Source organism: Vibrio kagoshimensis (assembly GCF_050337535.1).
Classification (GTDB): Bacteria; Pseudomonadota; Gammaproteobacteria; order Enterobacterales; family Vibrionaceae; genus Vibrio; species Vibrio gallaecicus.
This window is the reverse complement of sequence record NZ_JAKJSZ010000006.1, coordinates 110,244-126,147: the sequence shown is the minus strand read 5'-3', so window position 1 is coordinate 126,147 and position 15,904 is coordinate 110,244. Positions and strand designations below refer to the sequence as shown.

General features: G+C 41.7%; 13 protein-coding genes. 8 read left to right on the top strand and 5 right to left on the bottom strand.

The window, feature by feature from the left end; translation table 11 throughout:
* Positions 1 to 282: 282 nt before the first annotated feature.
* From L4C37_RS06850 to L4C37_RS06830, 5 genes are all read left to right on the top strand, one after another.
* Complete coding sequence (locus L4C37_RS06850; RefSeq protein WP_137372905.1) at positions 283 to 1,188, top strand: hypothetical protein; 906 nt, start codon at positions 283 to 285, stop codon at positions 1,186 to 1,188.
* Between the two features lie 584 nt (positions 1,189 to 1,772).
* Positions 1,773 to 2,339, top strand: a complete 567-nt coding sequence (locus L4C37_RS06845) for a magnesium transporter (protein WP_372267016.1) — start codon at positions 1,773 to 1,775, stop codon at positions 2,337 to 2,339.
* Positions 2,339 to 3,328, top strand: coding sequence for an efflux RND transporter periplasmic adaptor subunit (locus L4C37_RS06840; protein ID WP_429768209.1), 990 nt, complete (start codon positions 2,339 to 2,341; stop codon positions 3,326 to 3,328). Before L4C37_RS06845 ends, L4C37_RS06840 begins: the two co-directional genes overlap by 1 nt.
* A gap of 296 nt (positions 3,329 to 3,624) precedes the next feature.
* Complete coding sequence (locus L4C37_RS06835) at positions 3,625 to 5,601, top strand: alkyl sulfatase dimerization domain-containing protein (protein WP_429768208.1); 1,977 nt, start codon at positions 3,625 to 3,627, stop codon at positions 5,599 to 5,601.
* 259 nt (positions 5,602 to 5,860) lie between these two features.
* Positions 5,861 to 6,343: a hypothetical protein gene (locus tag L4C37_RS06830; RefSeq protein WP_429768207.1), complete on the top strand. Its 483-nt coding sequence runs from the start codon at positions 5,861 to 5,863 to the stop codon at positions 6,341 to 6,343.
* A 45-nt stretch (positions 6,344 to 6,388) separates the two neighbouring features.
* Here the strand turns inward: L4C37_RS06830 and L4C37_RS06825 are convergent, their stop codons facing one another.
* The 4 genes from L4C37_RS06825 to L4C37_RS06810 form a co-directional block, all read right to left on the bottom strand.
* Complete coding sequence (locus L4C37_RS06825; RefSeq protein ID WP_429768206.1) at positions 6,389 to 7,669, bottom strand: ferredoxin reductase family protein; 1,281 nt, start codon at positions 7,667 to 7,669, stop codon at positions 6,389 to 6,391.
* A gap of 238 nt (positions 7,670 to 7,907) precedes the next feature.
* A complete protein-coding gene (locus tag L4C37_RS06820; protein WP_429768205.1) occupies positions 7,908 to 8,690 on the bottom strand; it encodes a nitroreductase family protein in 783 nt (260 codons plus the stop codon).
* 241 nt (positions 8,691 to 8,931) lie between these two features.
* The gene (locus L4C37_RS06815; protein ID WP_429768204.1) at positions 8,932 to 12,033 is read right to left on the bottom strand and encodes an efflux RND transporter permease subunit; all 3,102 of its coding nucleotides are present in this window, start codon (positions 12,031 to 12,033) and stop codon (positions 8,932 to 8,934) included.
* Positions 12,034 to 12,041: 8 nt separating this feature from the next.
* A complete protein-coding gene (locus L4C37_RS06810; protein WP_372267000.1) occupies positions 12,042 to 13,145 on the bottom strand; it encodes an efflux RND transporter periplasmic adaptor subunit in 1,104 nt (367 codons plus the stop codon).
* 295 nt (positions 13,146 to 13,440) lie between these two features.
* On the opposite strand from L4C37_RS06810, the gene L4C37_RS06805 reads away from it, so the two are divergent.
* Positions 13,441 to 14,052, top strand: a complete 612-nt coding sequence (locus L4C37_RS06805; protein ID WP_273293918.1) for a TetR/AcrR family transcriptional regulator — start codon at positions 13,441 to 13,443, stop codon at positions 14,050 to 14,052.
* 101 nt (positions 14,053 to 14,153) lie between these two features.
* Here L4C37_RS06805 and L4C37_RS06800 read toward each other — a convergent pair whose 3' ends face one another.
* Positions 14,154 to 15,044, bottom strand: a complete 891-nt coding sequence (locus tag L4C37_RS06800; RefSeq protein WP_429768203.1) for a LysR family transcriptional regulator — start codon at positions 15,042 to 15,044, stop codon at positions 14,154 to 14,156.
* A gap of 132 nt (positions 15,045 to 15,176) precedes the next feature.
* Between L4C37_RS06800 and L4C37_RS06795 the strand changes: the two genes are divergently transcribed.
* A complete protein-coding gene (locus L4C37_RS06795) occupies positions 15,177 to 15,491 on the top strand; it encodes a monooxygenase (RefSeq protein WP_372266994.1) in 315 nt (104 codons plus the stop codon).
* On the top strand, positions 15,491 to 15,862 hold the full coding sequence (locus L4C37_RS06790) for a hypothetical protein (RefSeq protein WP_429768202.1): 372 nt from the start codon (positions 15,491 to 15,493) through the stop codon (positions 15,860 to 15,862). Before L4C37_RS06795 ends, L4C37_RS06790 begins: the two co-directional genes overlap by 1 nt.
* Positions 15,863 to 15,904: the final 42 nt, after the last annotated feature.

The window sequence follows — 15,904 nt, the reverse complement described above, 5'->3', positions numbered from 1 at the left end:
GAACTTTTCGTTCACTTTATCTGCACGTCATTCCTCTAAAAATCGACACATATCTTTTCTCAAAAGCCGGCCGGTTATTTGTTATTAATCTGTATATCTAAGGAATAAATAACTATAACTATCGGATTCACGATAATTACAAAACGAAATATCACGTAGATTCATATTATTCGCTTCCTCTATATTCCTCCCAACGAATAAACGCTTCATGGCTAATGGCTAATGGCTAATGGCTATGAAGATGAAATAAATTTCCTAAAAATTATGGCTAAGGATATAGATATGCTTAAAAAGAATCTCCTTTCTGTTGCAATCACCGCAGCAGCACTACTTTCGACAACAGCAAGTGCACAAGAAAAATTATCAGTGCAAGAAGCTGCAAAAAAATCAGCTAACCCTGTATCTGATGTTTGGATGTTGATCACCCAAAATGATTACACAGTCCTAGAAAAAGACGATGGTCACCATGAAATGCAAAACCGTTTCAGCTTTCAACCAGTAATGCCAGTCCCTATTATGGATGGCGAATGGAACCTAGTTAACCGTCTGGTAGCGAACCATTATAGCGCTCCAGGAGATCGTGAAGACGGTGACTTCTTTGAAGGTCGTACAAATGGTATGGGCGACACTGTTTTTCTATCAATGGCTGCACCTAACCGTGACGACGGTTGGATTTGGGGTGTTGGTCCAACAATGATTATGCCCACCGGTACTGACGGTTTAACACAAGATAAATGGCAAGTAGGTCCTGCTGCAATGGTGGCTCGTCTTGGTAAAGAGACAGGTAACCCAACAAGCATTGAAAGCTGGAACGTAGGTTTCTTAGCTCAGCAATGGTGGGATGTTGGCGGAAGTGATAGCGTCACCGACTCAACAAGCCAAGCTGATATCCAGTATTTTTTAAACTATCGTTTAAGCAACACAGCCCTAATAGGTATGACACCGAATATACAAGTTGATTGGACAAAAGATGGCTCAGACCAATTCACGGTACCAGTAGGCTTGGGCTATATCGATATGTTTAAAATTGGACCTATGCCCGTACGCTGGGGGGTTGAACTTCAGTATTATGTAATGAAGCCTGATGCCAATGTTGGTGCAACTAACCCATCAGAATATGTTCCGTATGCTCCAGATTGGAATCTGAAATTCTTCATTGCTCCGGTTACACTGAATCCATTCAAATAAACTGTCTAAATCCCCCCTGACTGGTCTAACTTCTCAAATATTTTAGACCGGTCTTCCTAATTCTTTTTTACCCACTTCTATGATCCAGACCAAGTTAATGAACAAAGTTTTCAAGATGTATATGAGCCTTTTCAAATAATCGGAGTACCGATTTAGTATTAAACAAACACATCGTAAATTCGATACATTAAAATCGTATTACACGGTAGATACCACTCAATTCTCTTCCTATTATCCTGCTAGTAAATCAATGTTCACTCGAACTAACAGAATGACGAATGTTTTTATCGCGCTCAGTGTAAAGCATCATGGAAGAGCCCCTTATTTAAGGTGAGTTACACCGGATAATGACCAATACTCGTATTTTTTGGAACGAGACAATGAAGTTGATTCACTAAGGGGCCAATTTGTGCCTAATACAGAGAATCCGTTGTCTGGATATAGCGCCATTATTTTTAGAGTTCATCGACACCTTTTGTCTATGCGTAATATGACTAAAACGCGGTAGGCATTAACTTCTCAGGTGATGCTAAAAAATATTCTAGGCTACAAGTTCTCTCTTCTTATTTTACGTAGGTAGAGATATGAAATTTCTTAAAATTGTTTTCCAAAAGATTTGGGCTGTCGCCTTAGTCTTTATTAAGTTCATCCTTTTTATGGTGCTGATGTTTGCTGGCGCTTGGGTGCTAGCACCAATGGGTAAAATACATTCAAAAGACATCGACCTTAGCCAATTCAATAACCACCCAAATGAAATGATGATGACGTTTTTTCAAACGGAGTATTTCTCGGGTTATCTGTTTTCGGTAACCATGGCTGTGGTACTTGCTGTTATATACGGCATGTGGCAAGTCCATGAACTCGGTGTGCATAAAGCGAAAGAGCATAAAAGTGCACATGTTCAAATTGTATTCGCCCTTTCTCTTTGCGGTCTATTCATCAGCAAAACCTTTTGGGTTATCGCTTTGGTTATTGCCCTAGCAAATTGGAAACATGTCGGTCAATCCATCAGTGACGTTATTCGCCGAGGTGTTCAACCTAAAGACCCAGCTGCCAGCGATAAAACCCCAAATAATCAAGATTCAAACGACCAAAATCTTATCAACCAAGCGAATCCTAAACAGACAGCAACCGGAAACGAGGCAGCATAATGAAAGAAATGATGATCCCATATATCCTGATTGTATGGTCCCTGTTTGCAACTGGCGCATTAAAAAAGAGCTTTAAAAACTACACATGGGCAGCCATTGGAGGCGCGGTTATTTTAGGTCTTTTAGCTATCGTATCTCGCCTTTGGGCACCTGTTGATATGACTAACTCAACAACGGTAAAAGCACCACACGCTGTAATGTCTCCTGTTTTCGGTCAACAGATCGACCAAGTGTTCGTTGATCACAACCAAATCGTTAAGAAAGGCGATGTGATCTATACATTAGTCGACATTAATTCGGCTGCAGATAAAGCAAAAATTGAATCTTCGATTGTACAAAAAGAAGAAGAGATTAAGCAGATGACTCGCGATTTGGATCGCGCTGAAACATCGCCTCAAATTTTTAATACTCGTGACGTAGAAAAATTAAACTCAGATCTTCGTGTTATGAATGCTGCATTAGCGTCACTCAGAGCCGATTTACAGAAGGTTAACTGGGCACAAGAAAAGAAAACCATTACCGCCGAGTTTGATGGTCAAGTGTCAATAGTGAACATTGCTGAAGGTTCAGTTATGGGTAACATGCACCTATACAACACCAGTAAGAAATTCCTTGAAATGCGTATTTCAGACCAAACTTACGGTTACGTAAAAGTGGGCGATTTTGCCGAGTTCTTTGTTGACGCTTACCCAGGTCACGTGTTCCGCGCCAAAGTTCACAGCTTTACAGCTGGTACTGGTGAATCGAGTATTTCACCTTTTCAAGGACCACAAAGTGTCGGTCAACACGTTGTTCGAAACGGTAATGGCTTAGGGCGAACTATCGTACTAGAAATATTTGAACCTGAAGGCTACACCATTCCAATAGGTGCAGCAGGTGCAGCTTGGATTTCCGCAGAGAAACCGCATCCATTTTGGGGCTTCATTGATGTGATTGGCGCAGCAACAGTCCGCCTTCAATCCTACAAATCTTATCTGGGTGCTTGGTAATATGATCGTTCGCATAGCTTATAGCTTATAGCTTATAGCTTATAGCTTCATAGAAAGACTCTATGCTCCATTACTGAATCAAAAACACCTCATTCTTGAGGTGTTTTTTTGTATTCATCAATGCCAAAAATCATTGTTTGACCTTGATCAATAAAATCGAATAAGCGATTGAATGAAAATTAAATCATCGTAATAACGATATTTCGAAATCGATTTTCCTCGTAGATACCATTCACTTACCTCTTTATGATTACCCCATCAAATCCTATTCCTGTTTTAAAAATAAAGGTCACATTATGACTAATACGTTTAAGAAAATGGCTTTACCCGTTGCGATTGCAAGTGTTCTTTTCACTTCTGGCTTTGCCTCTGCAACTCCAGTTGTTGAAGCAACATCGAAAGTAGGTCAAGAACTTCAAACTGCAAATGCAGCTCAATACCAAAACATCGATCTTGATTCACGTTACAAGAGTGAGGTTCTATTTGAACATAAATCTAACTTATTCTGGGGTAAAGGCGAACGTATTCAGGTTGTTTCTAAAACAGGTGATTCTCTAGCTTACACCGCTGAGTCTGACCATGTTCACCCAATTTTAACCAAGCATGGTCGTAAAATGGATCAAGCTATCATCAAGGTAGATGACAATGTTTACCTTGGTTACGGTTTCGGTCTTGATACACCAGTAATGATTGAAGGTGACGATGGCATTATCATCGTTGATCCAGGTGAATCAGTAGAAATGGCTCAATCGGTTAAAGCGCAATTCCGTCAAATCACAGATAAGCCAGTTAAAGCTATCATCTATTCTCACAACCATATTGACCACATCTCTGGTGTTCGTGCATGGGTGACAGACGAAGAAGTGGCATCAGGCGACGTTAAAATCATCGCTGAAGAAGGCCTAACAGCAGCCGTTGCTAACTGGTCTTCAAACTTGGGAACATTATTCGGTCACCGTACTTCTTATACTGGCGCTAAGCACGTAGAAGAAGGTGAGCACGGTACTGTAAACGATGGTCTAGGTCCTCGTTTCATGCAGGGTGCTATCTCGTTCATCGAACCAAACGTGCTTGTACCAAGCCAAGGGCACTTAGAGATTGAAATTTCTGGCGTGAAAATGCACATTGAAAACGTGCCTTCTGAAACTAAAGATGAGCTAGTTGTTTATCTTCCAGAGCAAAAAATTCTACACGCTGCAGAAGTACTTCAAGGTGAAAACTTCCCGAACCTTCACACAATTCGTGGCACGAAATTCCGTGACCCTTCAATGTGGTTCAAAGGTATCGACGTAATGCGTAAGTTTGACACTGAGATTATGATTAACTCTCACGGTCGCCCTGTTGAAGGTAAAGCAGCAGTATCTGACGTACTAACGGCTTACCGTGATGCGATTCAATACACGCATGACCAAACAATTCGTTACATGAACAAAGGCATGACGCCAGATGAATTAGTTGAAGTGGTAAAACTTCCTAATCACCTTGCAGAGCACCCTTGGTTAGGTGAACACTACGGTACTGTTGCACACGCAGTGCGCCAGATTTACGTAGGTTACAACGGTTTCTTCGAAGCGGATCCATGGCAACTAGAGCCAATGGCATACGAGCAACGCGCTAAAGCATTCGTAGAGATCATGGGCGGCCGTGAGAACATCATCGAAACAGCTAAAGCAGCAATCAAAGCAGAAAACTACACATTTGCGGCAGAAATTCTTTCTTACCCAATTACGGTTAACAAGCAAGATATGGAAGCTCGTGAGATGAAAGCACAAGCTTACAAAGCATGGGCTGCAGATCAAGTGAACATCAACTGGCGTAACTGGGCACTTAACGCTGCTGCTGAACTAGAGAACAAACGTGATTTCTCTAACATGATCAGCTTTGCTTCTGTTGACGTTCTTACTGCACTACCAAGCAAGCAGATCTTCGACATGATGACTTCAACGCTTATCGCAGAAAACTCGTTAGACGTAAACATGATGCTAACGTACAACTTCTCTGATACTAACGAAGCTTTTACTATCGAAATCCGTAACGGTATTGCACAGCTACACGAAGAAGCAGTGAAAGGTGCTGATGTACAAATCGACACCACGCGTACAGTATTGAACCAAATATTGATTGCGGGTCCAAACGCTCAACAAGTGATTGGTAAAAACCTACAGTCTGGCGCATTCAAATTCTCGAATGGCGACATCAAAGGCTTCGGTCAATTCATGAGCTACTTCGATAAGCCAATGACTCCTGAAGAAATCATGCTTATCGTTCGCTAATTGAATGTTCGCTAAATAAACAGCTGATAGCTTGTTTGATTTCAAGGATAGATAACGATATACAAAAGGGACCTTCATGGTCCCTTTATCTTTTGGTTTGATTTACTGGTAAAGTGCGCCATCCGGCAGGCTGGTGGATGATTTAGCGGCTTCTTTAAGCTGCATCAATATCAAAACACCTATGCCATTGCATCTATGTTAGTGCTGCTATATTAATGCAGCTAAACGGCATTTTTACCGCTTAAAGTTAGAGGTCTCCATGTTAAAACGAATTACTCTACTTCTTTCATTAAGTTCTTCGCTTGTTTTTGCGTGTGGTTTACACCAAGAAACAGGCTTTAGCTTAGTTACAGAACCAGGTTCACTTGAAGTCTTTGGCAATATCATTAATGCCCGCCAAGACGATGAATTCAATAATCTCAATAAACCAGACCACTTCCGATTATTTGCTATAAAAGCAGCGCTTGCCAAAGAGCACTCACTAAGCACTGACTTCAACTTATTCGAAGCCATTAAAGGTCATTACAGTGAAATTAATGTAGCAAATGAGGTGAGCGTTTCGGGGCGAGAAACCCTCCCAACAAAAGAAGATCTATTACTAATTACTGAACTCGATGTATTTGATGCGCTCGCAACTGGCACCATTTCTTGGGATCAAGCCAGCCTTCAGGGATTAGTAGTCATCAATGGACCCGATGATAAACGTGAACAGTTAAACGCTTGGTTCAGCGACATCTTTTGATGCCGCTGCCTTTAAGTGGGATTCGAATAAATGAGTTACTGAAAACTATCGCATGCTAAAGTTTTCATTGTGCCACTGATTGGTTTTCATACCCTTCTCAACTAGCTGAGATTTCAATGACATCAGCATTGGTGTTGGTCCGCATGCAAACCATTGATACTGTTTAATATCCAACTCTAGCTTGCTACACATGGTCTCTGCAGTTAGTCGCTCACTTCCAGAATGTTGCTTATGCAGTACAATTCGCTTAGAGCCAATCAAGTGCCCCACTTTTTCTAACATTAACGAATAGAGCGACCCTCTTCCTACATAAAACAAATGCACGGGTTGATCGCTTTCTTTCCAACTGCGAATCCACGCTAGGAATGGAGTAATACCTATACCACCAGCAATCCAAACTTGAGGTTTATTGGCTTTCTTTTTCGCATGTAAGCGTCCATAGCCGCCATCAACCGTGACAGGTAAACCAACTTTAAGCCTACTTTGTAATTCTTTGGTGTGGCGACCAAGCCCTCTAATAACGAAGCTAAGTTGTTGACCAGTGCCTTTGTTTTTAACACTTGCTGCATTGGTAGCTGCAATAACTTCAGGTGCCGATGTAATGGTGAATGGGTGAAAATGTTCTACACGGTCAAAGCCAAAATCAAGATAAGCAAACTGACCTGCATGATATTGAATGCTTTCACCTTCCGCTTTCATGACCACTTCAACTGCATCATCCATAGGGTTCACTTCAGCCACCTGATAAGCTCGATACTGCTTAGGCTTCATGAATGTTTTGTAAATCCAACTGACCGAGCCAATGAGGGAAACCATAACCAAAGCTGCCCCGGTTACACTGAATAATTCAAACGGTACATCAGAAAAAAACGTGTGGTAGACAGAAATTAGGAAAATAGGTCCCATAAGCTTGTGAGTATAAAACCAGATACGATATGGGATTTGTCTAACCATACTCACTCCACCTAGAAGCAACAAACCATACATAGCCCATTGCCCAACTTCTTCCCCCATTTCAGCAAACTGAGGATCAAGTGCATTACCAGCAGGTCCTGGCACTAGCATCCAGTGAAAACTTGCACCAATTAAACCGAAAATACCCAGCCATTTGTGCCAAATGTACGCTTTATCCATTCCTCCGACCAAAGGCTCAATCCACTTAGGGCGGCAGCTGATCACCATAGCTAAAGCCATGCTAATCATTGAGATCGTTGCAAAGAATGCAGGAATTTTTCGTGCCAGTTCCAAATCAACAGGAAGCAAAAACCAAACGCCTACCAACAGTAAGAAGCTAATGATAATTAAGGTGAAATTTTTGAATGTCATAATAAACCGGAACAGGTAATAAGATATTTTTAGAATGCCATGCCGAATGTGAATAAAACATGAACCTATTGTTCAGCTTATTGATGTGTATAGAGAAACGACTCAATACAAAAAGGCCAGTCACCTATGCTTGAAAGGTTGACTGGCACATAAATATAGAATCATTAGTTTTACAAAAAATAAGAATAAATGATTAAAAGAACAAGGTGGTCCCTAGCCTCATAAACATCGATTCGAACTAGAGATTGTGGTTCATAAAGCCTTGCTTCTCAATGTAATGAAGAACGCTTTGTGAAAACTCAACGTGTGACTCTCGCGTATATTTTAGAGTTGTATATAGCTGAGCTAAGTTCTTCACATCTGATGCTTCAATCTTAGCTTTAAGTTCAGGGAACGACATATAACGGTTCCAACCGTCCGTTTCTCGCTGCTTATAAATGGCTTTAATCTGTTCATCCGTCTGATCTTGATAAGTCTCGTAATGGACAAGCCCTTCTAATGGTAAACGATCTCGCACTTCAGGGTTTTCATCTGCATAACCGAGCGAATAACCTACCACGGGGACTACACCTTCCGGTAAATTGAGTATCTCACCGATCTGATCGCAGTTAGCTAATGTAGAACCCATATAACATAACCCTAAACCTTTCGCTTCAGCCGCAGTCGCAACGTTTTGCGAGACTAAAGTGGCATCAATAGTCGCAATCATAAAACTCATAAAGTTATCGAAATTAGGCTTCGCTTCATTGAGTTCTAACCACTTTTTCATTCGACTAAAATCTGCACAAAAAGTGACTAATACTGGTGCATCAACCACCATATTTTGCTCCATGTGTGGCTGATAAAGTTTTTCACGAATAGCAGGATCTTTCGTGACTATAATCGAATAGGACTGCATGTTACCCGATGAAGAAGCTCGAATACCGGCTTGCAGCACTTCATCTAACACCTCTTGCGGTATTTCTTGAGATTTATACTGACGAATTGAACGATGAGAATGCAAGTGAGACAAAATATCCACTGAAATTTCCTTATTGATTTAGTTATCCTTATGAAGCCTCATAGTAACTAACTCATTATCGAATCATATGTTCTAAAAATAAAAATGAGACATTCGGTCAGATAAGTTTCTCCCTGTATTTAATATAGAATGCAGACTGACTTTCTATTTCCCAACCCCGTAGCCACAAACACAGACATAGACATAAAAAAGCACAGCCTTAGCTGCGCTTCTTATTAAACTATTCATTACACTCTTATATTTAATCTGAGACTAATCTCTGAGAATGCAGCCCTTTTCTACGTGTCATCAAGTGGAACACGACAGGCACAAAGTAGAATGAAATCAGCGTGGTTAATACGGTACCGCCGACGATGGCAACTGCAAATGGCGGCCAAAAACCACCGCCTGCAATAATCAAAGGCATAAAACCGCCAACCGTTGTGATGGTTGTGGAGCTAATATGACGAGTACACGACATCACTGCTTCTACCACAGCATCTACATTGCCAGATGAAGCCCTCTCATCCAGTTTAAGCTCAGTCAAAATAACAATTGCAGCATTAATAGCTAAGCCTGCAATGCCCAACATAGCGATGATTACAGTGAAGCCAAATGGGTAACCAAATATCCACACGGACAATAACCCAAGACCGCCCGCAAGCGCTGCCACCATGAATATGATGCTACTCATTCTGAATGAGTTAAACGACATCACCACTACTAGAACCATCAAAACCACAACGACCGCTACATTAGAAATGAGACTATTTACTGAGTTATCTCGTTCCGCCGATTCGCCACCAAACCCAATAGTGTAGCCTGACGGGATCTCATAACTTTCTAAACGCTTTTGGAACTCATTGAGTACAGTCTGTGGTAGTACACCAGCTTTGATGTAACCCTCAATAGTATTCACACGCTGCCCATTACGTCTCGTGATAGAACCGCGGCTAGTCGTAAGCTCTAACTCTGCTAACGTTGAAACATTGATACCCGTTGAGTACACCTCTGAGCTTATCGGTAAACGGATATTACTTAGGTGCGATAAATTCTCGCGGGCATCATCCGCCACACGCACTCGAATGGGTACTGACTCACTACCTTCAATCACTGAGCCGCTTTCACGGCCCGTTAATGTGGTTTGTAGCATGCCTGCAAATTGATTAAGAGAAATACCATTTAGCTTGGCTGTATCCTCATCGACCTTAAGCCATACTTTAGGTGTACCCGGCTGTAAGGTTTCTCGTGTATGCGTAACATTGGGAATATTGGCAAGAATTAAGCGTACGTCTTCACCAATCGCTTTCAAGGTATCTAAGTTTTCTCCATAAACACGTAATTCTACAGGCGCAGTAAATGGCGGTCCTTGATTAAGCTTTCTTACCAAAATCTGCGCTTCTGGAACCTCTTTATCCAACACCTCTTGTAACATTGGAATCAAAGCATTGGCTTGTGCGAAGTTCTCCGTTTTCACCATAGCTTGTGAAAAATAAGGCGCGTTGTTTTGTCTTGCTTGCAGGTTGTAATAGAAAGACGGGAAGTTAGCTCCTACCAGCCAATCAATACGCTCCACTTCTTGGTAACGGTGAATAATGTCATCGACTTTTTCTGAAGTGGCTTTGGTCGCATAGATACTTGCTTGAGGCGGCATGTAAACCTGAATCTCAAACATATCTCTGTCCGAAGGTGGGAAGAACTGCTCTGTTAATTGAGACATGCTCCAGTAACCGGTAAAAGGCACTAACAGCACAAGGGCAATCGTGATTATCGGGTGAGTGACACCAAAGCGAACTGACGACGAAAACCAGCGAGTCAATGCAGGAATTCTCAGCCCAGTAATATACCAGTGGTGCTGACCTTTTTTATCAACATCACTGAGCTTTTTAGGCAGAAGCTTAGTCGCTAGACCTGCGATCAGCGTATGCGAAATTAGGTAAGAACCTAACAGAGAGAAAGAAACAGTAATCGCAATGCCGCCCACAAATTCACCTGAAGCTCCTGGCATTAAGATGATTGGTGCAAAAGCAAGAACGGTCGTAAGTGTTGAACCTAGTAGCGGCACCCACAAATGCTTAAGTGCATTCATGGTTGCTTCGGCTCGCTGCTGACCTTTCAAACGGTAAGCTTGAATGGTATCCACCATTACCACCGCATTGTCCACCATTATCCCGAGTGCAACGATTAAACCAGTCACCGACATTTGGTTGATTGGTACTCCGGTCATCTTCATGATGGAAAGTGTGAGTAATGAGGTTAACGGAAGAGAAATGGCGACTAAAATTGCAGCTCGAACACCTAGAGTCACGAACAGTACAATTAAGATCAGCACAAAACCAATCATTAAACTTTTGCCTAAATCATCTAAGCGAGTCTCGGTGTAACCCTGCTGATTAAACAACACTGTTACTTGAACATTACTTGGCAGTTCTTGCTCAAACTTGTCGATAACGGTATTGGCTCTAGCTGTCCAATTATCCACTCGCAAGTCAGGATGCATTCGCGCAGCAACAATCACTCCGGGCTCACCATCAATAATGGCGATTTGATTTTGTGGCGTTTTCTCACCTCGGCGTACAGAAGCAATATCTTCCATTCGGATAATGTGTCCATTGCTGTCGGTAGCAATAGGCACTTGTTTAATTCGTTCAATCGAGTCGAGTTCTGATTCAATTTCTAACCCAAAACGAGAATATGCACTGACTAATTCCCCAGCAGAATTTTTCGCATCAGCGCCTTCCAATGATTCCGCAATATTAGCGCTTGAACGCCCTAATGCCGCAGCATCAGCAGTTCGCAAACTTATCTGAATTTCTTCTTGTGGCATCCCGTATTCATCAACGAATTCGGTGCCTGATAAGGTTCTTAATCGCTTAGCCAATTCTTTTGCATAACGACCAAGCGTTAGCCTATCTGGCTCTCCAGAACCTGACCAAGTAAGCGCAGTAATTGTGGTGAAGGCGTAAGTATGGTCACTGTCGAGATCTGGGGAATGAGTACCAGACGGCAAGAGCGCCTCAACATCAGATAATTTATCACGAGCCTGCGACCAAACAGGTTCTGGTTCGGTAATATCATCATTCAATTCCAGTGTCACAATCGACACTCCCGGTCTTGAAGTTGAGGTGACTAATTTAACTTCACTCAGTTCACGCAATTTGTTTTCGATGACTTCAGTCACCAGCGTTTCAACCCGCTCTGCACTAGCACCAGGAAAACTGGTGGTAATGTTTGCATAGCGGTTTTCTATGACTGGGTCTTCAGCACGCGGTAAGGTCATGAAAGCTGAAATACCGCTTACAAGAAGTAAAGCAGTCATTAATATCAGTAGCCGAGTATTGGAAATAGTCTCTATGATTTTCATGGTATTCCCTACTTAGCCACTTCAGCAGGCTTTACTGTTTGCCCTGGAACTAAACGATGCAAACCACTGGCAATCACCTGCTCGCCATCAGCTAAGGCACCAATCACATAAGCTTGTTGATTATTTGCAAATAGAACCTGAACGCTTCTGCGTTCAACTTTGTTACCTTCACCAATAACGAAAATATTCCACACGCCACGTAAACCATCGATTAATCCGGTTAATGGGATCCAATAACCTTGTTCATCTATCGTTTCATCAAATTGAAGGTAAGTAAGCTGCCCTTCTAAAACCGGTGATTTTTCTGGGAAGAGATAGCGTAATGCTACGCTGCGAGACTGGGTATCAACCATGGCACCAGGGTTAAGTAAACTCACAGAATAATTTGAGTTAGCCACTCTTATCACCGGAGCTTCAAGTGAAGTGACCTTTTGCATTTGATGAGCAGGAATGCCAATGAAGGCTTCTTTCCCTTCCGTTGCAAGTAGAGTCAATGTCGGGTTTCCCACATTCACCACATCACCTAATGAAACAAAACGCGTGGCTATCGTGCCCGAATACGGAGCAAGAACAGTCGATTTAATCAGTTTTAAATCATTTGCTTGTACTGAAGCATCAATGCGCAGAAGGTTAGCTTGCAGCACACGCTGCTCACTAGTCAGTGTGTCGATTTCAGCTTCAGCACTGAAACCTTTCGCTTTGAGCGAACGCTGACGCTTTAGGTTAGCCGCCACTAAACTTAACTGAGCTTTTACTTCTTCAGATTGGGCTTTTAACTGGCTGGACTCTGTTTTAAGAAGCTGAGTATCTAAACGAATAAGTGGCTGCCCTTCTGTGACGGTATCACCCACATCAACAAATATCTCTTGTACTTTCCCTGCTAATTCAAAGCCCAAATTGGCTTGCTGCCCAGCTTTTACAACTCCAACATATTCACGCTGAACTGCATAAGAAGGTGATAGCTCCAAAGCGATCGTTTCAACAGTTAATACCGTTCCTGTAGTTGAAACATCTGAGTCAACTGGAGACTCATTTTGCGTTGCTTCTCCACATCCAATAAGAAAAGTCGATAGCGCTAACGCCATCGCACTTCTCTTCATCAATTTATACATATTACTGTTCCTATGCAGTTTTCAATCGTATCCTTTTTAGACTAACCAAATCAAACTAGACTGTCTAGTTTGATTGTGTTAAAAATAAGTTTCATCGTTAATGATTGATAAAAACATCACAAAAAGCATAATGCTATCCATCGGCTAACTTACATTTGGTTCAATGCGATTTGTCGGATCAACTTGAGCCTTGTCAGCACCTGGAAAGAAAAACAGTTACAATGAAAGTAGCAATGCAACATAAGTAGCGATGCCACGAAAAGTAACGAGAAACAAAACGTAACGAGAAGCAAACGTGACAAAAATCATCAAGAGTGAACAAAAAAAATCGCAGATCTTAGCCGCAGCCAGTGAGCTATTTTCTCAATACGGCTACAAGATCAATATGGATCAAATAGCGAAAGCTGCAAATGTTTCTAAGCAAACGGTCTATTCTCATTTCAAAAACAAAGATGAGTTATTTGAAACCTGCATGCAGACCAGATGTATTGAGAGAGAGTTAAGCCCAAGCGCATTTGATATGGATGCTCCTGTCGCCGAAGAATTGGTCAAATTTGGAATGAAGTTTCAAAACTTATTGCTTGATGAACAAGCAAGGCAAACTTTTCAAAATGCAGTCAGCCAAGCCAACACTCATCCTGAAATAGCCGCGGTTTACTTGCAGTCTGGTCCCCAGAAAACGACTAACTTATTGGCTGAGTATCTAAAAGACAAAGTCAATTCAGGTGACTTTAACTTGTCAGTTTCAAGTTCACCAAGAATTGCAGCCATGCAGTTGTTGCTCATGTTCCACGGAAAATCCGCTTACTGGGGATTCTTCGGACAAGACAGCCAAGAAAGTGATGAAGATAGACTAAATTACATCCAAGAATGCGTGGCTCTGTTTATTAACGGTAACCGCTCTTAATAAACGACTGATCTACATGAAAAATTGTGTTGTTCTCTCCATCTAACCGTTTACATGTACTGCTGAATATCAGCTTCGCTATTGAGTTAAAAGGTAAAGTCTCATGTTGCCGCTGAACTCAGTAATAAAGAGTAAAACTCTTTTGCCGCAGAGCCTGTCTTCACCCCTTTAGGCAGTGTCAAATGTAGCGGAACTTGGTAGCTTCGAGAGTGCTCGATGTTCAGTATAGTAAGTGTTTCTTGCCCTCGGCTTTCGACTATATGCTTAGGTAAACGACAATATCCAACACCTTGTTCTACAGCTCGAAATGCGTGGTCGAAGTTATCAACCGTGACGCGCTGGCTCGACTTTAGCCAACCCACATCTTTTTTATCACTCAGCTTTTCAACTGATCCTAAGTCTCTAACCACTATTTGAGGCAACGTTGAAAGCTGATTCAAAGACACAATATCAACACTCGCTAAGGGGTGTGATTTAGCAACGACTGGAATTAATGAAGTCACCCCAAAAGCTTCAGCAGGAAAATTAGTCACGGGTAAGTTAATAATAGCGACATCAGCCAGCTCCCGAGTCACCATCTCTGTCGTTTTAGAAAGCGATGTCTCGATAAGCTGAATAGATGTTGTACTGTTACTTTCAAGGAATTGAGCCATTATTTGATATACCCATGTAGGGTTACAAAGGTGATCGACCGCTACAGTAATTTCAGATTCGATGCCTTTCGATAACTGCTCACTAATCAGCTCTAACTCACGTGCCTGTTCCAGCATGCTACTAGCTCTTCTTAACAATGCTTTACCATCTTCAGATAACACGGCTCTGCGCCCTTCGACACGAACTAACGTCACACCAAGTTGCTCCTCCAATTTACGCACCGCATAGATCAACGTGGTGTGGCTTTTATTTAACTGTATGGCGGCAGATTGAATGCTCCCTGCACGGTCTATTTCATACAAGGTTTGCCACTGGTCTAAAGTTGTCTTTAATCTCATGGTCTAATTTATTGAGGGTTATTGGCAGTATTATGAACTTTTCTGTTCAATTTTTACAGGTGATACTTACCTCAACGACAAACAAGACTCATCTTGTCCGTCAGTTTACTCATCGAAAATTGGAGAAACACCATGAAATTATTACAAGTAGATTTTGGATTTAAAGGACCATTTGGTGAAGATATGGCAAATGCATTAGTGGAGCTAGCAAACTCAATTAATAACGAACCTGGCATGGTTTGGAAAGTTTGGACTGAAAGCGAAAAAGACCAAATGGGTGGTGGTATTTACTTATTCGAAGATGAACCCAGTGCTCAAGCTTACCTAGAAATGCATACCACTCGATTACAGAACATGGGCATTAATGATGTACGTGGCTTCATATTTGACATTAATCAACCATTAACGGCTATCAACAGAGGTCCTGTAGCACAGGTGGTTCAATAATGAACAACAAAACTTTTTTAAGTTTGCATAGCGGTATTTATACCGCTTTTGCTCTGGCTTTATTTCTAATACCAGAGCTAATGTGGCCGGTCTATGGCGTGGAAATCAATGACCAACATGCGCTATTTCTATCTCAACATACCAGTATTTTCCTTGGTGGACTTGCCATCATTAGTTTTATGCTAAGAGATTTAGAGCCTGGAGAAGTAGCAAAGAACTTATTCTTATCTTTACTGCTGACTAACCTATTAGGTGTAATCATTACATTCTATGGTGCTGTAATAGGTGTTTTTACAGGCTTAGGATGGAGTGACCCAGCATTCTTTATGCTTCTGTCCATTTTAAGCTTTGTACAAATGAAAAAGCAGTGAGTGATCACTGCTTCATTTATCTTATCTACTTATCTACTGGAA